The organism is Psychrobacter sp. AT9 (assembly GCF_047272965.1).
Lineage (GTDB): Bacteria > Pseudomonadota > Gammaproteobacteria > Pseudomonadales > Moraxellaceae > Psychrobacter > Psychrobacter glaciei.
The window spans coordinates 1,663,325-1,682,428 of sequence record NZ_JBKOTW010000001.1; the positions used below are offsets into that span (position 1 = coordinate 1,663,325).

The following is a 19,104-nucleotide window of genomic DNA, read 5'->3' on the forward strand; positions in this document are numbered from 1 at the left end:
GGTTAATCGCACTAGGCCAACGCTGGTCTCTCAAAACTTACTTATTTCGCGCGTAGGTCATTATGAAACTTAATAACTCACCGCTAATGAAAGCTTCGTGGCTTTTCATTGGTGCGCTATTTCTCGTCTTTATGTTTGTGCCTTTGGGCAAAATGTTGATGCTGTCATTTAATGTGGCTGATGGATTAGGTATAAGCCACTATGTCGATATCATCAGCAGTAATGACTTCAGACAAGTGATGTTAAATAGTTTTTTTGTCGCCATTGTTAGTGCGATGAGTGCCACCTTTTTGGCATTTATCCTTGCCTATACGGTGCACTGGACTAACTTGCCAAAGGGCTTTAAACAAACCATTAAGCTTGCGTCACTGTTCCCTATGCTATTGCCAACAGTGACTTATGGGTTTGCCATTATTTATACCTTTGGTAAGCAAGGTCTGCTCACCAAGATAATTGGATGTCAGTTGTTTGAAGACATATATGGTTTCTATGGTATGTGGCTTGGCTACACCATCTATACCTTGCCAATAGCCTTTTTACTGCTTAACAATACCTTTCAGTATTTGGATAAGAAGTTCGTAATCGTATCAGAACTGATGGGCGATTCACGCTTACGCCAGATAGATATGACGGTCATTCGTCCTTTAATTGGTACGTTTGCAGCCGCTATCATTCAATGCTTCTTTTTGGCCTTTACTGATTTTGGTATTCCAGCCTCTATTGGTGGTCAGTACAAGGTCATCGCCACTGAGCTTTATACCCAAATACTGGGTGCATCTCCCTCGTTTGAAAAGGGCTCTGTGGTTGCCTTGTTTATGCTGATTCCGTCTGTTTTGAGCATTCTACTGCTTTGGTATGTGGCTCGATTTAATGTCAGATATGACTCAGTAGAGCATTTTGACTTGCCCACCTCTAAAGTCAAAGACAGGATTCTGGGTGTGTTGTCCAGTGGCATTTTGATTTCACTATTATTCGTATTTGCTGTGATCTTCATCATTCCATGGATTAAGACATGGCCTTACGAGATGGCGTTTAGTACAGACACATTTACTAAGGTGATTGAGTCCTCGAACCTAATGCGAGTGTATAAGAACTCACTTATGGTCGCCACACTAACAGCTATTTTTGGAACTATTATTACCTATGTTGCCGCGTTGATATACGAGCGCTCAGGGTTATTCAAGATAGGAAAGCTGACGATCGAAAGCTCAGCTTTAGTGACCAATACAGTGCCAGGTATGGTTATTGGTATTGCTTACCTGATGGTTTTTTCAGGGTCATCGATATCGAATACCATCTTTATTATTGTGATTAGTAATATCATTCATTACTTCTCGACACCTTATCTCATGAGCAAAAATGCACTGTCAAAAATGAACTTAGGCTGGGAGACCACAGCTTCTTTACTTGGAGACTCATGGCTGCAGTCTTTACGCCGAATTGTTGTACCCAACTCAATATTTACACTTATCGAAGTGGCCTCGTACTTTTTTATCAGTGCGATGGTCAGCATCAGTGCAGTGATATTTATTTCAGGTGCGAAGACGATGGTGCTGACTACAAAGATTGTTGAACTACAGCACTTCGCCCGCTTTGATGAGATTTTTATCTTGTCGCTGATGGTGCTACTCACAAATATCACGGCATTAATATTCTTCGCAGTGGCGCGATACCTTTATACCAGAAGCATCAATGGCACAACAAAAATAAAAGTGAAAAAAACCACAGTGACGACGGTCGCTTAGATATTTCAACACAGTTTAGGCGTTGATGTTACGAAAACTAATTTAACCTTTAATCACTCAAATAATCAGGGAAAACAATGAATTTATTTAAAACGATAATAACGGGATTAACTTGTGGAGTTTTAGTAGCAGGTTGTGGGTCGCAAGGCTCGGGAGATACGGCTGGCGAGGAGGTAATTATTTATAGTAATGCTGATGAAGAGGCAGTCGAGGTTATTCAAGAGGTGCTTGATGAGGCAGGCTTTGAAGGTCAATACATATTTCAATCATTCGGAACAGGTGAGCTTGGTGGACGACTATTAGCAGAAGGAAAAAATATTGAAGCTGATATGGTGACAATGAGCTCGTTTTATATCGAAAGTGCTCAAGCAAAGAACCCAATGTTTAAAGCGTTAGCATTTGCAGCAAACCCACAGATTGCGACGCCTAATTACTATGCACCAATCCTCAGCTTTACGGGCGCCATTTTACTCAATACCAAAGAGATGGCAGCCAATAATCTCCCCATACCTACCAGTGCCAAAGATTTAGCAAATCCTATTTATAAAAACCAAATTTCTATGGTTGATCCAAATGGTTCATCAACCGGTTGGTTGTTTGTACAGGATATTGCTGCTGAATATGGCACCGATGCTGAAGGTCAACAAATCATGAATGCTATTCGTGAAAATGCAGGACCTAATTTAGAGCTATCTGGCTCTGGTCCTCTTAAAAAGGTAATGGCAGGTGAGGTGCCTATCGGTTTCGGTCTACGTCATCAGGCAGTCGCTAATAAGGCAAAAGGTTTACCAATTGATTTTGTTGATCCTAGTGAAGGTAATTACACATTGACTGAATCGGTTGCTGTTATTGATAAAGGAGAGAAAACCAATCCTAAAGCAATGAAAATGGCTGAATTAATTGTCACTAAAGCTCGCCCAGGTTTATTAGAGGTTTATCCAAATATTCTGTATGACGGTGAGACAGTAGCTGCTGAGAATCAGATTGATAATTCTAAGACCTATCCAGAGCCATTAACTGCTGAGCTGTTAGATAAGCACCGTGCTTTTTTCCATGGTGAGTAATTTTAGTTGAATCAAAATAATGCCCATTCATGCTTAGCTATATTAGCTCATAGGTTAAGCAAGTAGAGGGCTAATTAATAAAGATGTATGGGAAGAGCAGATATGACAATGAGCAAAATACTTTCTGATAAAACATACGATGTCGTCGTCGTAGGTGGGGGCATCGTTGGGCTGGCAAGCGCCTACGCCGCCGTTAAAAAGGGGTTGAGTGTTGCGGTTGTAGAACGCCAATCTCAGAACAAAGATGCTTCTGTTCGTAATTTTGGGTTTGTGACCGTTAGTGGTCAGCGTCGAGGTGAGCATTGGCAACGCGCCATGCACTCGCGTAATGCTTGGGCCGAAATTGCCCCAAAAGCAGGTATTCAGGTAGAGCATATCGGTTTGCATATGTTAATGCAGAGACCTGAATCGGTAGATGTTGCACACGCTTTTTTAAAGACGGAAATGGGTGAGGGATGCCGACTACTGACACAGCCTGAAATTAATGAAGCCGCGCCTTATCTAAACAAGGGAGAAGGGGTGTTATATAGCCCGCATGAGCTCAGAGTAGAATCTAATACTGCAATCGCTAAGCTGGCTCATTGGTTACAAGAGACGCAGAATGTGGATTTTTACAACCATACTACGGTGACTTCAGTGGAATTACCAAAAGTGCATACCAGTCGTGGTGTCCTTAACGCTGAGCACTGTGTGGTCTGCCCCGGAGCGGACTTTACTGGCTTATATCCAGACGCACTCGCTAAGACCAAAGCTAAAATGTGCACACTAAATATGATGCGAGTCATGCCCAAAAAAGCTTTTAGATTAAATGCCGCTGTCATGTCAGATTTAAGCTTTGCCCGTTATGATGGATTTGCTCAGTTACCTGAAGCTACGGTACTAAAAAGCTTACTTGACGATATTCAAAGTGCAGAGCGTCAAGCAGGTGTCCACCTAATTGTGGTTCAGTCTGAAGATGGATCACTAATCATCGGCGATAGTCATGATTATAGTGATAGAGAACTGCCGTTTAGAGACACCCGAATTGATGATCTAATCATTAATGAATTTAAGCAGGTGATGGATATTGGCGAGATAGATATTACTCAGCACTGGTTGGGTGTATATCCAAGTGCAGATGACGTGGTATTTAAGGCATCACCTGAAAAATGCGTAGTGGTCGGTGCAGTCACCAGTGGTACAGGGGCATCAACAGGTTTCGCATTTGGCGAAGAATTAATTGAATTGGTATTGGAATCAAAGCAATGAATACAGTAAATAATAATATAATAAGCAGTAGCTCACATAGTGATAGTTTAAACAGTATTAAAAATAAATTTTTTGATATTAAGCTCTGTGTGTTTGATATGGCTGGCACAACAGTAGATGAAGGTAACCTAGTCTATAAAACCGTACGTAATGCCATCAATGAAGTACTGATGCGCGCTGGCAAATTAGATAAGCAAGTTAGTCTTGAGTTATGTTTAGAATATGGTGCAGGGAAAGAAAAACGCAACGCCATCCGCGATATTTTAAACAGGTTAGATTTATCTGATGCTGATATTGAATCGTTAACGGGTACTGCATTTGTAGCCTTTAAAGTCAATCTTGAAACTGCTTATAACAAGGACACCTTATCTGAGTTTGAGGGCATGTCAGAGTTTTTCGAGCAGTTGAAGGCGAGCGGTCGTCATGTGGTGTTAAATACAGGATATGATGCTAAGACTGCTAATAAAATTTTGACTGTCTTAGGGTGGTCTGTGGGGGATCAAGTAGATGCACTAGTAACAGCCGATGACGTAGACAATGGCCGCCCAGGTCCTGATATGATTACTCTTGCGATGAAGCAGTTCAATATTGATAACTCACAGCAGGTGCTAAAAGCGGGGGATAGTGGTATCGATATTGAGGAAGGTAGGAATGCAGGGTGTGGGCTGGTTTTAGGTGTGCTATCTGGTGCACAAAATGAGCAGCAGCTGGTGAAATATTTACCTGATGCAGTTTTAGACAAGCTGACTGATTTAAAGGCGCTTATTTAACTTAAAGCTAGGTCTAAGCTTCAAAATATACAACAGAACAGTAAAGCCATAAAAGTAATGACTTTTATGGCTTTTTTAATTTGGAGAAAACATCGCGGTTTCTGTGTAATTGTCGTTTAGATTAAATGTTACTGCCTAAAGGCTGTAGCTTTAGACAGGTATTTGATATTGGAATACAAATGATTGAATATAAATCTAACAACACACCAAGCGTGCTCAATTGGCTTTTAGCGGACGCTAATCGAGCACTCTATCATTTAGCATTGCGCTTGCTGTATCTGCTTGCTGTGTGTCGTTTGTGTACATAGCTAGGTTATGGTTCGTCGACCGGATCTATCGTCTCTAGCCTAGCCGGACTGGTATCATAAAGAATGGCTTTAACCAGCGATATCCCCATTAGTACCATCACAAAACTAAAGGGCAAGGCACCAATAACCATCGCCGTTTTAATCGCCCCCAGTCCTCCGCTTATCAGCAGTACGCCAACAACCAAGGCTAGTATTACGCCCCAAAAGATAATATGTGGGCGGCCTTTTGGACCCTCGTTACCACCTGAATTGATGGTGTTGATAACTAAAATTGCCGAATCTAAAGTCGTGACTAAGTAGGTCAATAGTAAGACCAGAACTAAAATTGCCATTACCCAAGCAAAACCTGGTGATAGCATCACATCAAGCATTGCCAATAATTGAGATTCTTGACCTACGCTTGAGATGGCGTTGGTGCCACCTAGCGTTAAGTCAATCGCGGTTCCACCCACCATTGAAAACCAAATAAAACACATCAGAGCAGGTAGGATAACGGTGCCGAATAGGTAAGTACGGATGCTACGACCACGTGAAATGCGAGCAAAGAAAACACCAACAAAAGGACCAAAAGCAATCCACCATGCCCAATAAAACACAGACCAGTCTTTTTGCCATGTGGCAAGTGTGTCACCGACCACCGTACCATCTGGCTGCCAAACCGTAAATAGCAGCTCAGGAAGCGCGACGACATAGTCAAACACACCTAAGAAGAAAGATTGTAAACCAAAGAATGTCGAACCGAATACTAAGAAAAAGGCAAACAGAATAAGACTTAACCCCATGTTGATGTTAGACAGCCATTTCACCCCTTTACCTAGCCCAGAAAGCGCAGATAGGGTTGCTATACCAACGATAACGACCAGTGCGACAATAATGGCTGCCGTTGACGATGTGCCATCAGCATTCATCAACCATTCGCCCAAACCAACACGGTACATACTAGAAACGAATTGCTCAACCCCAAACCCTAATGTCTGCGCAACGCCCAAGATAGTTGCAATAACGGCAACGATGTCAATGGTATTACCGAGCTTACCTGATAGTTTTTGGCCGAATAATGGCGCAAGACCTGAGCGAATGGTTAGCGGTAATTTACGTCGAAACGAAAAATAGGCCATCGATAATCCGACTAAGGAATAACAGATCCATGCGCTGAATCCCCAATGTAGAAAGGCCCATTTATAGGCATATCGTACATTGTCGGCACCAGAGCCCGTTGCCAACCCTTGGATGACTTCAGGGTTATTGGCAAAGTGATACATCGGCTCTGCGGTCGCAAAAGTCAACATACCAACACCGATACCTGCGCCAAAAATCATCGAAAACCATGAAAAGTTGGAGAACTCAGGTTTATCTCCGGTGTCCCCTAAAATCAACCTCCCATAGCGCGGGACAACGGCCAGAATCAACGCCAAAATCAAGAAAAAGGCGACACATAAGATATACCATGTCGAAAAGTGATTGAGTAAGAAAGTATTGATCGACCCTAATATCGTCGTTGAATTATCAGGAAAGATGACAGCCCAAACAATGAGCAGACCCAGTAAGATTTTAGCGGTAATCGTAACGTCTTTATTAAACCCCTCATAAAAACCTTTTGTCGCCACTTTAATCGGCAATTTGGTTAAAGGTTTTCTGCTGCTATTTTTCATATCTAATCCTTTAGATGGTTTTCCTTTTGCTCAAATGAGCATCAAGCTGCACTGTCCTTCGAGCAGCTTAATCCCTATCATTCAGGGCGTGTCATCAGCCAGATACCAACCAACTTGCATCATGGTTAGCAGGGCACTCCAACTGATGACACTGCCTCATTTAACTTGGTAAAAACTCTTGACTCCAACTATCACTCAAATCTCCACTGGCAATACTGGTGTCAATGTCTGCCTCGCTATAGCCAAGCTCTAGCATGATCTGACGGGTGGATTGTCCAAATTTTTCAGGTCTAGAGAGTGCATACACGATGCTGTTCGACGGACGAATAGCATAGGGATCAAGCTGTGTCACCGTATGACCACTTGGATGATCTTCGTAAATTGAAAAAGAATAACTACCACGATCAGTACCTGATGTACCATCTGCTGTGCGGCTGTATTCAGCACGTAACGCATTAATATCTGCACAGACGACAGCTGCAATATCAGCAGCTTGCAGACGTTCAACCCAGTCATGAGCAGGCGCTTTTTGAAAAATATTAGACAAGAATGCCGCACGTTCACTTTTATCCAATTCACTGAAACCTTGTAAGTCTTCAACGTTTTCGAAGTTTTTTACATCGACTTCATACGCGTTTAATAACAAGTAGTTCCCTGAAGAGGTATAGTAAAAGCGCGTCAATTCATCATGGCCATTGGTTTCGCGACCTGATGGCTCATTGAATAGCCCGCGTTTTTCAAAATCATAGCAATAGGGGATTTGTAGTAGGGCGCTATTGGCGACCAATGAAGTACGACCACGTCCAATGCGGCCTGTACGATATTTTTGATAGAGCGCCACACCAATACTCATGGCACCACCAAAGCCGCACATGACATCAATGGTACCAACGTGTGCATGTTCTTCAGGAGTATCCATAGCACCGCCGCAACGCAACATGATGCCAGTAGACGCCTGTACCACATCGTCATAGCCTATGAAATCACTACTCGGACCCTTACGGACACCGCTAAAACAATCAAGCTTACAGAATATAGCGTCAGGATTTAAGGCTTTTAAGCCTTCAGTATTCAAGCCCATTTTTTTGATTTGTGTGTCTGTTGCATTCCAAACAATAACGTCAACGGAACGAACCAACTTCTCAAACACTTCTCGTCCTGTGCCCTTGCTAATATCCGCAAGTATGGAGCGTTTTCCGACCATTTGAGACATGCCATAGATGACGGTATTCCAGCTGTCGTATAATGGAGAAGCAGAATCAAGCTTGATAACTTCTGCACCAAAACGCGCCAAATAACAGGCCGAATGCGGGCCTGCAATAACATTACAAAGATCCAGTACTTTAATACCGTCTAACCAACCGCTTTTTTCATCAACATTATTGATTGAAGGCAACTTGGTTTTGATTGACTTTAATTTTTTCAATGCACCTTCAAAGTCGATAGGCAGCGGTGCTTTCGGTTGTAACATCAACTCGCCACATTCTTCTAACCACACAATTGGGCCTGGCTGAATCATCTTGCCATAAGTGGGGTCATCAACTTCAATCATGAGTCCTGTTGTTTCTGCATGATCATCATGGATCCACTCTTGTAGCCAACGCTGCGGTGCACCAGGTATACCGCGTTTACCAAAAATCTTCTGCCACTCTTTTGACGTACGTAATAAAAATGCCACTTTCATTTTTTCGGCAATACGATCTGCCCAATGTTTTGGCATGGGATAAACCCCAAGCGATGTATCAGATTTCCACTGACTAGAAGGCAAATAAGTGTCTTCCTCCTCAGTCAATCCTTCCTCAAGTAATTCGTCGTATAACCCCAATACTTGCAAACAACGCTTGGCGTGATGTTTGTGGCTGGGGCATACAACGTAAAACATACGGCCATCTTTACACATGTAACTGCGGTAAAAAGGATCTAGCAGTTCCTGCAACGATTCGTAGTCCATATTCATGGGAATACCTTCAACGCGGCGACGTTGAATCTCAACTTCACGTTGGGTCAAATAGCGTTCAGGTAAGTTTTCGATATCTATTGAGTTGTAACAAAGGCCTTCCATGACAGCCGCAGCAAGTGGAACTTCAATAGCGTCGCCAAGTCCCGTATTTTCACGTGCTTGTAGTGCAAAAACAACGGAAGAGCCTGCCAGCATTGCGCCATAAGCAGAGGGCAATGGTAGGGGTGAGAACGATGGGTTAATGCCCATGAGCACACGGTTTAAACCCATGTCAGTAAACACGCCCGAGCTCGCTGCCACAATGCTTTCATAGGCACGTAACTCACGGCGATTTTCGTCATTCGATGCAAATCCAGGGATGGACAGCGTGATCAGCTGCGGACGCTCTTTTCGTAGCGCGACCAGATCTAATCCCATTTCTGCCATTTTTCCAGGGCGAAAGCCTTCGATAACGATGTCACTTTCTAAAATTAATTGCCTAGCTTGTGCCAAGCCTTCATCCGTCTTAAGATCGAGTGTTAACATCAATTTATTGCGATTCAATACCGCATTGGCTGGACTGTGCCACTTTGGGCCTGATGGCGGATCTATATGAACCACGGTTGCGCCTAAGTCGCCAAGCATCATACCGACAGCGGGACCAGCAATATATTGACCAAAATCGATGACTTTGACACCCAGTAATGGCAATTCAAAAGTTTCTCGCATAGTTATCTATCCTTAGAATTTTATGGTACGACTATGAAAAATTAGAATTCAGTCAGAGCACTTGCCGGTCGTCCACTATTGGAGAGAGTCAGAAGCAAGCAGCATTTTTTGAATACAAACGACTGCTTTTAAGCGCACTGATTATGCAGTGCGCTTAAAAGGTAAGAGCTTTATAATGTAGCGCCTTTATAATGTAGTGTTCTTAAAGGCTAGCGCCTTGAAAAGGCAGTGCTATTAAGTTGGCATAGAGAACTGTTTTTCTTCTCTCAATGCCGCACTAGGCCAGCGCTGCGTAATGGTCTTACGACGAGTGAAGAATCTCACGCCGTCTGGTCCGTACATGGCCAAGTCACCAAATAATGAACGTTTCCAGCCACCAAAGCTTTGAGACGCTACAGGTACTGGTAGTGGAATATTGACACCAACCATACCGACTTGAATGTTGTCAATAAAGTAACGCGCCGCTTCTCCATCTCTCGTATAAATACAGGTGCCGTTACCATATTCATGGTCGTTTATAAGTTGCACTGCCTCGGCCATGGTCTGCACACGCATCACCTGTAAAACGGGACCGAAAATTTCTGCCTCGTAGCTGTGCATCTCTTTTGTGACATGATCAATCAGAGTAGGACCTACAAAAAATCCATTCTCATTGCCTTCTGGTGCAGCATCAGAGCCATCGATGATGAGCTCTGCACCTTGATCGGCAGCACTTTTGATGTAATCTAAAATCTTAGATTTGTGCGCCGCTGTAATGACAGGGCCAAAGTCGTTGCTCTTATCTGAATGAAGCCCCAGTTTTAGCTCTTTAATAGCAGGCTGTAGGGCCGCAATCATCTTGTCAGCCGTTTCATCACCGACGGCAACAGCAACAGATAGCGCCATACAACGCTCTCCTGATGAACCAAAAGCAGCACCCAATAGTGAGGTGACGACGTTGTCTAAGTCTGCGTCTGGCATGACAATCGCGTGGTTTTTTGCACCGCCTAATGCTTGGCAACGTTTGCCTTGAGCAGCAGCTGTGGTATAGATGTATTCAGCGATAGGGGTCGAGCCGACAAAGCTAACGGCTTTGATATCTGGGTGATGCAAAATAGCATCAACGGCTTCTTTGCCACCATTTACGACGTTGATGACACCATCCGGTAGGCCCGCTTGCTGTAAAAGCTGCGCGATGAAAAGTGTGGCACTTGGGTCACGCTCAGACGGTTTTAGTACAAAGGTATTACCGCACACGATGGCCATCGGGAACATCCACAGTGGCACCATTATAGGGAAGTTAAACGGTGTGATACCAGCGACGACGCCTAGTGGATGAAACTCACTCCAAGAGTCTATATCGGTACCCACATTGCGGCTGTGCTCGCCTTTGAGCAGCTCAGGTGCGCCGCATGCATATTCGACATTTTCAATACCGCGCTGTAGTTCGCCTGCAGCATCGTGTACGATTTTTCCGTGCTCTTCGCCAACCAGTCTGCAGATTTCATCAGCATTTTGCTCTAACAGCTCTTTGAATTTGAACATGACACGCGCACGCTTTAGTGGCGAGGTTTTGCTCCATGCTGGGAAAGCCGCTTTAGCCGCAGCGACTGCTTCGCCGATTGTTTTTTCACCACCCAAAGCGACTTGCTTGCTGACTTCACCCGTTGATGGGTTGTAAACATCTTGAGTTTGGCTGTCATTATTTGACAGGCTGCCATTAATAAAATGTCCGATTATTTGCATAGGTTTAATTCCTTTAAACATGTGAATAATTAATAGGTTAATAGTAAATGAGGGCTTTTTTAACTGACTGAACTCTCAGCAACAGTGTTGTCAGCCCATAGCAAGGTATAGAGTTGAACCATCTCTTCTAGCGTAGGTATTCGAGGGTTGTTGTTGGGTGAACCTGATGCAAATGCTTGCTCGCACATTGTGTTTATTAATGCATCAAAATCTGCTTTTTGCACACCAAACTGTGCCAATGTGGGCACGTGAAGCTCATCATTTAAGCTTTTTAGATAATTGACCAAGCTAACGTTGGCCTGATCATCTGTCTCGCTATGATCCGCTATACCTAATGCACGCGCGCAGTCCGCATAACGGTCAGGCGTACTAGAGATGCCGAACTCTGTAATGGTTGGCAATAGCATCGCGTTTGATAGGCCATGAGGCACATGAAAAAAGGCACCAATTGGACGACTCATGCCATGTACCAGCGCAACCGAAGAGTTGCAGAACGCAATACCTGCTAAGGTAGAGCCCAGCATCATTGCTTCACGGGCGGTTTCATCTTTTCCCTCGTGATAAGCAGTTTGGATATTGGGTCCAATGAGGCGTAGGGCGGCGAGCGCCTGTTGGTCGCTATAAGCATTACGTTTGGGGCTGATATACGCTTCGATAGCATGGGTCATCGCATCGATACCCGTATCTGCTGTGGTACGAGGCGGTACGCTGAGCGTGAGGCTATAGTCGATAACGGCTGCGACGGGCATAAATCCCATACCCACGCACAACAGCTTTTCATTATTAGCCTCATCGGTAATGATGGTAAAGCGTGTCACTTCTGATCCGGTGCCTGCCGTCGTCGGTATGGCAATAATAGGCAAGCCTGCTTCATCAACTTGGCGAGGAAACCTATAATCGCGAATCACGCCGCCAAATTTTCCTAGAATAGCAATGGCTTTTGCACTATCGATAGGGCTTCCGCCACCTAAGGCAATCAGACCATCGTAATCTTGCGCTTTTACTTGAGACACGCCAGCCTCAATAGAGCTTTCAGTAGGCTCTGGCACCGTCTCTGAAAATACATCGGCATTGATTTGTGCTGCTTTCAAAATGGTTTGTATGTTATCGACATAGCCGAGTTTAACCATCATCTCGTCAGTGATAATAAGGGGGTTTTTTACCCCTAAGCTGGCCAATATTGCTGGCAGCTTTTGGCAGGCATCGCGTCCAATTTCCATCGTTCTTGGGAGCAGGATACTGTGTGACATAGTGACTCATCCTTGAATTAATGACTTCAGATATAAGCGTAGTAGTTCGCTCAATCGTCGTACGAGCTATTCACAAAAGTGTATAGTATTTAAATATTAAATTCATATAACGATAAATATCTTATCGATATGTAAAAGGTAACAGAATATTTTTGTAATAGCAAGACGCAAAAGCGTAAATTTTATCGTTATAATGAATAAATTTATTTGCTGCGAGTCAGCCAGAGGTTTAGACCAAACAATGAGCAATACTAAAAAGAAGGGTTCAAGCGTTGAGCGTGTTTTACAGATAGTAGAGGTGCTTGCCGGCTCGCAACGGCCAATGAGTGTGAGCGATCTAGCAGAAACCTTAGAAGTGCCAGTGCCGAGTATGTATCGGTTATTGGATCAACTGCAGAGTCTTGGGTTTGTGCAGTTAGATTTGCCAGGGAAGGTAACCTGTGGAAAACGTACCTATAAGCTTGCCATGAACTTATTGCAAAACAGTGACTTTAAAAATGAAAGGCTAGCGATACTGAACGAGCTGTCAGCGCAAATAGGGGAGACGGTGGGTATTTCGATTTTACAAGACTTAGATGTGGTTTATATCGATCGCGTTATGTCGGATTGGCCGCTACAAATATTTCTGCCTTCGGGCACGCATGTGCCTGTTTGGGCCAGTGCCAGTGGTAAATTATTGTTATCGCAGCTATCGGATGAGAAATGTACACGCATCGTTGAGAAAATGTCGTTACACGCACTAACGACTAAAACTCAAACTGATAAAAAGCAACTGATGCAAACGATAACTGCAACGCGTGAGACGGGAGTAGGCGTGGATAATGAGGAGTTTATTCCAGGAATGGTCGCGTGTGCGGTCATGATTCCTAATGGGGATCAACAGGCATTTGCGACGGTGTTTACCCATGGGCCGACCGTGAGAAAAAGTCTAGAGGAGCTGCTCAGCTATGTGCCTCTTATGCAAGAGGCGGCAAATGAGCTGTCTGTTATTTTCAATCAAAACTATGAATAGACAAGTAGGCGCAAAGCAGGGTGATAAATTACTATGAGTGTTAGTTGATCTTATAGCAAACCCCAGTCAGGACCTAATCACCTTAGTAAGATAAAGAGTAATAAAAAAGGTTGGTAACGCTACATATAATATGGTGTTACCAACCTTTTTTACTGCAAATCATATTTGGTAAGTAACAAGATATTGCATTATCCAACTTAGTATATCTATGATGTCAAAACCATTTGTCGTTTTTACAAACTCGTTAAGATAAAGGTTTGACATAGGTATAGTGCATTATTTGCGGGTTTAGGTGGTTGGGATACTGATCAACACGTTGATAGCCATTATTGTCGTAGTACTGATAAGTGCATAAAGTGTCTGTATGTAATGCATACATACCTGCGCTCTGTGCGACGAGATAAGTCTCAAATGCCTGAATTAGCGTCGCTCCAATACGGTGGCGACGATAATTTGGATCTACACAGAAAAACTGCAGCTCGCTATCAAAATCGATTTTCTTTCGTTTCGCACCAGCCGTTTCTTTTTCCTGTAACTCTCTCAATACTTGTCGTCCTTGTTCAGACAGACGCAGCTTGTTTTCTATCTGATCAATAATGGGCTTATCATCGAATGGTAGCGCCTTATATTGATCTTGTTTAGTGACCCCTATCACCACACCGCAAATAATGTCACCATATTCTGCAACTTGTATAAAAGTAGCATGATGATAGTCTTTAGCTAGAAATAGGGTAGCCAGTTGCTTTAGAACCCGCTTATCTGTGGCGCTAGTAAATACACTCAAATTCATATTGACGACAAAAAGGTCGACAATGGCTGAAAAGTCTTCAGGCGTAGCACGACGATATCGTATTGTCATAAGTTGCTCTCTTTTATCATTAAAAGTACTGGCGTATGCTTCTTGAAAAAGCATTCATACGGCAGCACCTTGACACTAACATCTGACTAATAGACATAGTTAGATGTTAGTATTTTTTACTTAATAGTTGTCCTATATTTACCACTCTATCTCACCTGTATTGACTTGACTGCTCAACTCTAAATCACTTCCTCCGGGCAAGGCTGGATAAGCCGATTTCATGGTGGCAATCACTTTTTCTGATTGCTTAGAATCTTGTCTTTTTGCCTCGTCGAGTGCTTGCTCAAAAGTTTTTAGATAATTGAGGGTAAAATCAACAGTGTAGTCTTTTTTGAGTAGGTTGCCTGAATAGTGACCTGGTATCACGACGTTTGGCTTTAATTGCTTCATTTGTTCTAATGATTGCATCCAAGCGCTACGTGCTTCTTTAGTTTGGGTATCAGCAGTCCACACATGCATGCCTGATGTTACCGACACGCCGCCGAAAACGGTTTTTGACTCTGGTACCCACATGTATGCTTGAGGGGTTCCGAACGCTTTGATTTCAATTTTATGGCCTTCTAAGGTCAGTGTAGACTGGTTAAGTGTTTGAGGTACTGTGATCTTGGTAGGCGCGTGTTTGCCAAGGATTGGGCTCCAATGCTTTAATTTTGTATCTTTGGTCGCCTCAATGTGTTCAACAATAGAAGGGCTAGACATAACCTTCACATTAGGGAAGGCTTTGACTAAAGGCTGAAGACCGAAATAGTAATCTGGATCGCCTGCCGTGATATAGATCATTTTAAGGTCTTTATTGCTTTTTTTGATCATATCAACCAATGCTTCACCGTCGCTAACACTAAACTGCGCATCGAACAAAATAGCATCTTTCTCGCCACTTGCCAGTACAGAGGTCACTGGGAAAATAGCATTTTGATCTGGTTTATATGCTTGTAGTTGTAGGTCGGCTGCGTTCGTTTGGGTTGCAAGCAGTAGAACACTGGCCGCCATAGAAGCTGTCATTAATTTTTTCATAATCCACCTGTATTTTTGTTTGAGTAAATAGACCGCGTTAATGGCGGTATTCGTTGTTAGTGGCTATTCTATTCGATTGTATTTCGTTTAAATACGCTATAATCCAGTGTTTACTGTTTCAGTTTTCGCGCAAATGAGGATGGATAAATGGATAGACTGACCGCGTTACAGGTGTTTGTTACTATCGTTGAACAAGGTAGCTTGAGCCGTGCTGCGGATAATTTAGATATGTCTAGAGCTAAGGTAACGCGCTATCTGACAGAGCTTGAGAGCTGGATGGATATACGCTTATTACATCGCACGACTAGAAGTCTGAGCCTGACTGCCCCTGGTGAGCAGACGCTTGAGGTGGCGTATCAGTTACTTGAATTGACCGATTCATTGGATCAGATACGCAATCAAAATACTTTGGAGTTAAAAGGTCAGTTGCGGATTACTGCTAGCCTTTCGCTGATTGATAGCCTTTTGATGGATGTGGTTGGTCGCTTTGTATCTCACTGGCCGCAGACAGCGATTGATATTCTTACCACTGATGACTCGGTTAATTTAGTTGATGCCCGTATTGACTTGGCGATTCGTATCACCAATGACTTGGAGCCAAATGTCGTTGCCAGACGTATCGGTGAGTGCCACTCTATCGTATGCGCTGCACCTGAGTATTTACAAAAACGTGGCAGACCTACAGATGTACAGTCGCTTGTACATCACAACTGTCTATCGTTTGCGTATTTTGGACGATCTGCATGGGTGTTTGATGGGCCAAATGGACCAGAATCTGTCCCTATCTCTGGCAATATCAGTGCCAATATCTCTGAGGTTTTACTTGCTGCCACGCTACGTGGACACGGGATCAGCTTACAGCCATCTGGCGCAGTCAAATCTTTGATTGCATCTGGACAACTTATTGAGTTATTGCCTGAATGGAAGCCCAAAACTTTGGGTGTTTATGTGGTTTATGCCAATCGAAAGCAGGTGACACCACTACAAAGAAGGTTTATTGATTTTCTCGCTGAAGAAATAAAGCATTCGCCTTACTGGTAGCAAGCAATGGATGAATATGGACTGTTTATAAAACCCAATATTAGCAACATCACCTAAAAACGTTTAAATTAGCACTTAATTCCTCAAATATAATAGGTACGTAGACACTTCTGCAACCTTTACGCTTTCTCATGCTAAAACTCCTTATCCATACCTTATAAGGAGTTCTGTTGTGAGCTTGATTATAATGAGGAGTGACTAGCAAAACACTGATTTGCAGCGACGTAAGATAAGAGCTGTGCTCGCAGTGAGACTAGGAACTAGGCTTAAAAAGGTTTGGGTTATCTATTGCCAAGACAGATGTGGTTTAATTATTATCGTCAGGTTGCGTGACTAAAGTCTCCCAAGTTTAAATATACAGATTTGATGGCAGAGGTTATTTTCAAACTACAAACCAAATACGCAAGTTTACCCTGCGTAAGTAAAATATTTATTCGCTTATTTGTATCAGTACCAGTAAAATGCGAGACTGTTTTCTACAAGAGTTTATGAGTAACCAATGATACGTTTAACTGAAATTAAATTGCCATTAAATCATGCACCTGAAGATTTAACGACTGCTATAACGACAAAACTTAAAATTTCTGCTGAGCAAATGGCGTCATTTGTGATGTTTAAACGTGGTTATGATGCTCGTAATAAAAGAAATATCCAATTGATTTATACGTTAGACATCACACTGACCGACTCGGATTTGACCAATGATTTATTGGTTCGATTTGAGTCAGACAACCATGTTAAAGCAACACCAGATACCAGCTACAAATATGTAGGTGAAGCGCCAGAAAATTTAACAGAGCGTCCTGTTGTTATTGGTTTTGGACCTTGTGGTTTGTTAGCCGGACTTACCCTTGCTCAAATGGGTTTTAAACCTATTATCATTGAACGCGGTAATGAAGTAAGACAACGCACCAAAGATACCTTTGGCTTTTGGCGTCAGCGCAAATTAAACACAGAATCAAACGTACAATTCGGTGAAGGCGGAGCAGGTACCTTTTCTGACGGTAAATTATATAGCCAAGTGAAAGATCCAAATCATTACGGCCGTAAAGTCATGACAGAATTTGTAAAAGCTGGCGCACCAGATGAAATTTTATTTGTCAGTAAACCGCACATAGGTACTTATAAGTTAGTCACCATGGTAGAAAAAATGCGTGCCGAGATCATAGCGCTTGGTGGGGAAGTCCGTTTTGCTACTCGCGTAGACGACTTGCACATCACTGACTCAAAAGTAACTGGTGTGACACTTAATACTGGCGAAACCTTAAAAACTAGCCATGTTGTTCTTGCTGTTGGCCATAGTGCCCGCGATACCTTCCAAATGATCCATGATAAAGGCGTGTATGTTGAAGCAAAACCTTTCTCGATTGGCTTTAGGATTGAACATAAACAGTCAACCATAGACCAAGCACGCTTTGGTGACAATGCTGGGAACGAAATACTTGGCGCTGCGGATTACAAACTGGTTCATCATTGCAAAAATGGTCGTTCTGTCTATAGCTTCTGTATGTGTCCAGGCGGAACTGTGGTTGCCGCAGCATCAGAAGAAGGCCGTGTTGTCACTAACGGCATGAGCCAATATTCAAGGAACGAGCGCAACGCCAATAGTGCTATTGTGGTAGGTATCGACCCAGAGCGAGATTACCCAAACCACCCTCTTGCTGGTATCGAATTACAAAGACAACTAGAAACCTTAGCGTTTGAATTAGGCGGCAAAGATTACAGTGCACCAGCGCAAACCATTGGCGACTTCTTAAAAGGTAAACCAGACTCAGAATTAGGCGATGTAAAACCCTCTTACACACCGGGTATTACCTTAACCGACTTAAGCAAAGCACTGCCAGACTTTGCCGTAGATGCCATACGTGAAGCCATTCCAGCATTTAATAAAAAAATCAAAGGGTTTTCATCTGACGATGGTTTACTAACGGGTGTAGAAACCAGAACATCGTCACCAATCAGTATTAAACGCAATAAAGAATTCCAAAGCATTAATACCAAAGGCTTATTCCCTGCAGGCGAAGGCGCGGGCTACGCAGGTGGAATATTATCAGCAGGGATTGATGGTATTAAAGTGGCCGAAGCTGTGGCGAAATCGATGTTGAACATAGAGTAAGAGCGGCTTTAGGCAAACCCCAATATCAAACCTCTTACCTAGATAAAAATATCTTACCGACAAAGCCTTTCAAGCTATAAAGTATAAAGCTTGAAAGGCTTTTTTTGTGTTTTGAGGATGGTGGACTATTTTTATTGACCTATGCTGTCAGTGTGATCTCTTTGATTGCTGTAAACCTTATTTTATAGTCTTGGTTATACACAAGCGCATTCTTTAATGAACTCAGAAGCTTTCTATGGGTGCTTTATCGAAGCATATGCTGCGTGATGATCTTGTGACACGCGTGGCTACAGTACTGACTGCCTCTATCAGAATGTACAATCAACCCTTGGCTTGACTCTTTATTCTTAATTGCCATGTTCAATGCATGGCAGACTAAATCAGCGGTCATGCGCTTGTCGATGGCAAGCCCACCAGATCTTTGGTGTATAAGTTCTTAACCCCTGCTAAATACAACCAGCGCTCATTTGTCCAAGTATAGGTAATATCACTGACCCAAGATTCGTTAGGACGGATAGTGTTTCCCAATCTCATCACTGGATACTCTGACTAACAATTAATGCTGCTATTTATCCTACTGTGATGGCCTAATTGTTTAAAACCTAACACGCGATACGGATATATGATTTAAA

13 protein-coding genes and 1 pseudogene are annotated in these 19,104 nt (G+C 43.0%); 7 read left to right on the forward strand and 7 right to left on the reverse strand.

Annotated elements, in window-relative coordinates:
* The first annotated feature begins 62 nt into the window (after nucleotides 1-62).
* The 4 genes from ACMFL8_RS07050 (at nucleotide 63) to ACMFL8_RS07065 (ending at nucleotide 4,827) form a co-directional block, all read left to right on the forward strand.
* Nucleotides 63-1,745 (forward strand): iron ABC transporter permease, encoded by a 1,683-nt coding sequence (locus tag ACMFL8_RS07050; RefSeq protein ID WP_413190516.1) that lies wholly within the window; start codon nucleotides 63-65, stop codon nucleotides 1,743-1,745.
* A gap of 77 nt (nucleotides 1,746-1,822) precedes the next feature.
* Nucleotides 1,823-2,809, forward strand: coding sequence for an ABC transporter substrate-binding protein (locus tag ACMFL8_RS07055; protein WP_413190517.1), 987 nt, complete (start codon nucleotides 1,823-1,825; stop codon nucleotides 2,807-2,809).
* Nucleotides 2,810-2,911: 102 nt separating this feature from the next.
* Entirely contained in the window at nucleotides 2,912-4,057 is a 1,146-nt protein-coding gene (locus ACMFL8_RS07060; protein WP_413190518.1) for a TIGR03364 family FAD-dependent oxidoreductase, read from the forward strand.
* Complete coding sequence (locus ACMFL8_RS07065) at nucleotides 4,054-4,827, forward strand: HAD family hydrolase (RefSeq protein ID WP_413190519.1); 774 nt, start codon at nucleotides 4,054-4,056, stop codon at nucleotides 4,825-4,827. The genes ACMFL8_RS07060 and ACMFL8_RS07065 overlap by 4 nt, the downstream gene beginning before the upstream one ends.
* 313 nt (nucleotides 4,828-5,140) lie before the next feature.
* Here the strand turns inward: ACMFL8_RS07065 and ACMFL8_RS07070 are convergent, their stop codons facing one another.
* The 4 genes from ACMFL8_RS07070 to ACMFL8_RS07085 form a co-directional block, all read right to left on the reverse strand.
* A complete protein-coding gene (locus ACMFL8_RS07070) occupies nucleotides 5,141-6,787 on the reverse strand; it encodes a BCCT family transporter (RefSeq protein WP_413190520.1) in 1,647 nt (548 codons plus the stop codon).
* A 160-nt stretch (nucleotides 6,788-6,947) separates the two neighbouring features.
* Complete coding sequence (locus ACMFL8_RS07075) at nucleotides 6,948-9,455, reverse strand: CoA transferase (RefSeq protein ID WP_413190521.1); 2,508 nt, start codon at nucleotides 9,453-9,455, stop codon at nucleotides 6,948-6,950.
* Nucleotides 9,456-9,689: 234 nt separating this feature from the next.
* Nucleotides 9,690-11,180 (reverse strand): CoA-acylating methylmalonate-semialdehyde dehydrogenase, encoded by a 1,491-nt coding sequence (locus ACMFL8_RS07080; RefSeq protein WP_413190522.1) that lies wholly within the window; start codon nucleotides 11,178-11,180, stop codon nucleotides 9,690-9,692.
* A 59-nt stretch (nucleotides 11,181-11,239) separates the two neighbouring features.
* On the reverse strand, nucleotides 11,240-12,430 hold the full coding sequence (locus ACMFL8_RS07085) for an iron-containing alcohol dehydrogenase (RefSeq protein WP_413190523.1): 1,191 nt from the start codon (nucleotides 12,428-12,430) through the stop codon (nucleotides 11,240-11,242).
* A 241-nt stretch (nucleotides 12,431-12,671) separates the two neighbouring features.
* On the opposite strand from ACMFL8_RS07085, the gene ACMFL8_RS07090 reads away from it, so the two are divergent.
* Nucleotides 12,672-13,442, forward strand: coding sequence for an IclR family transcriptional regulator (locus ACMFL8_RS07090; RefSeq protein ID WP_413190524.1), 771 nt, complete (start codon nucleotides 12,672-12,674; stop codon nucleotides 13,440-13,442).
* A 244-nt stretch (nucleotides 13,443-13,686) separates the two neighbouring features.
* Here ACMFL8_RS07090 and ACMFL8_RS07095 read toward each other — a convergent pair whose 3' ends face one another.
* Together ACMFL8_RS07095 and ACMFL8_RS07100 are read right to left on the reverse strand one after the other, a co-directional pair.
* Nucleotides 13,687-14,301, reverse strand: a complete 615-nt coding sequence (locus tag ACMFL8_RS07095) for a GNAT family N-acetyltransferase (protein ID WP_413190525.1) — start codon at nucleotides 14,299-14,301, stop codon at nucleotides 13,687-13,689.
* Nucleotides 14,302-14,439: 138 nt separating this feature from the next.
* A complete protein-coding gene (locus ACMFL8_RS07100) occupies nucleotides 14,440-15,315 on the reverse strand; it encodes an MBL fold metallo-hydrolase (RefSeq protein ID WP_413190526.1) in 876 nt (291 codons plus the stop codon).
* Between the two features lie 147 nt (nucleotides 15,316-15,462).
* Here ACMFL8_RS07100 and ACMFL8_RS07105 point away from each other — a divergent pair, with 147 nt between their 5' ends.
* Together ACMFL8_RS07105 and ACMFL8_RS07110 are read left to right on the forward strand one after the other, a co-directional pair.
* The gene (locus ACMFL8_RS07105; RefSeq protein WP_413190527.1) at nucleotides 15,463-16,356 is read left to right on the forward strand and encodes a LysR family transcriptional regulator; all 894 of its coding nucleotides are present in this window, start codon (nucleotides 15,463-15,465) and stop codon (nucleotides 16,354-16,356) included.
* A 499-nt stretch (nucleotides 16,357-16,855) separates the two neighbouring features.
* The gene (locus tag ACMFL8_RS07110; RefSeq protein WP_413190528.1) at nucleotides 16,856-18,472 is read left to right on the forward strand and encodes an NAD(P)/FAD-dependent oxidoreductase; all 1,617 of its coding nucleotides are present in this window, start codon (nucleotides 16,856-16,858) and stop codon (nucleotides 18,470-18,472) included.
* A gap of 154 nt (nucleotides 18,473-18,626) precedes the next feature.
* Here ACMFL8_RS07110 and ACMFL8_RS07115 read toward each other — a convergent pair.
* A pseudogene (locus ACMFL8_RS07115) lies at nucleotides 18,627-18,985 on the reverse strand (DDE-type integrase/transposase/recombinase); the annotation flags it as partial.
* Nucleotides 18,986-19,104: the final 119 nt, after the last annotated feature.

Coding starts and splice junctions, on each gene's coding strand:
- ACMFL8_RS07085 (WP_413190523.1), bottom strand. CDS start 12,430: ATGTCACACAGTATCCTGCTCCCAAGAACGATGGAAATTGGACGCGAT.
- ACMFL8_RS07075 (WP_413190521.1), bottom strand. CDS start 9,455: ATGCGAGAAACTTTTGAATTGCCATTACTGGGTGTCAAAGTCATCGAT.
- ACMFL8_RS07080 (WP_413190522.1), bottom strand. CDS start 11,180: ATGCAAATAATCGGACATTTTATTAATGGCAGCCTGTCAAATAATGAC.
- ACMFL8_RS07070 (WP_413190520.1), bottom strand. CDS start 6,787: ATGAAAAATAGCAGCAGAAAACCTTTAACCAAATTGCCGATTAAAGTG.
- ACMFL8_RS07065 (WP_413190519.1), top strand. CDS start 4,054: ATGAATACAGTAAATAATAATATAATAAGCAGTAGCTCACATAGTGAT.
- ACMFL8_RS07050 (WP_413190516.1), top strand. CDS start 63: ATGAAACTTAATAACTCACCGCTAATGAAAGCTTCGTGGCTTTTCATT.
- ACMFL8_RS07105 (WP_413190527.1), top strand. CDS start 15,463: ATGGATAGACTGACCGCGTTACAGGTGTTTGTTACTATCGTTGAACAA.
- ACMFL8_RS07095 (WP_413190525.1), bottom strand. CDS start 14,301: ATGACAATACGATATCGTCGTGCTACGCCTGAAGACTTTTCAGCCATT.
- ACMFL8_RS07090 (WP_413190524.1), top strand. CDS start 12,672: ATGAGCAATACTAAAAAGAAGGGTTCAAGCGTTGAGCGTGTTTTACAG.
- ACMFL8_RS07110 (WP_413190528.1), top strand. CDS start 16,856: ATGATACGTTTAACTGAAATTAAATTGCCATTAAATCATGCACCTGAA.
- ACMFL8_RS07060 (WP_413190518.1), top strand. CDS start 2,912: ATGACAATGAGCAAAATACTTTCTGATAAAACATACGATGTCGTCGTC.
- ACMFL8_RS07100 (WP_413190526.1), bottom strand. CDS start 15,315: ATGAAAAAATTAATGACAGCTTCTATGGCGGCCAGTGTTCTACTGCTT.
- ACMFL8_RS07055 (WP_413190517.1), top strand. CDS start 1,823: ATGAATTTATTTAAAACGATAATAACGGGATTAACTTGTGGAGTTTTA.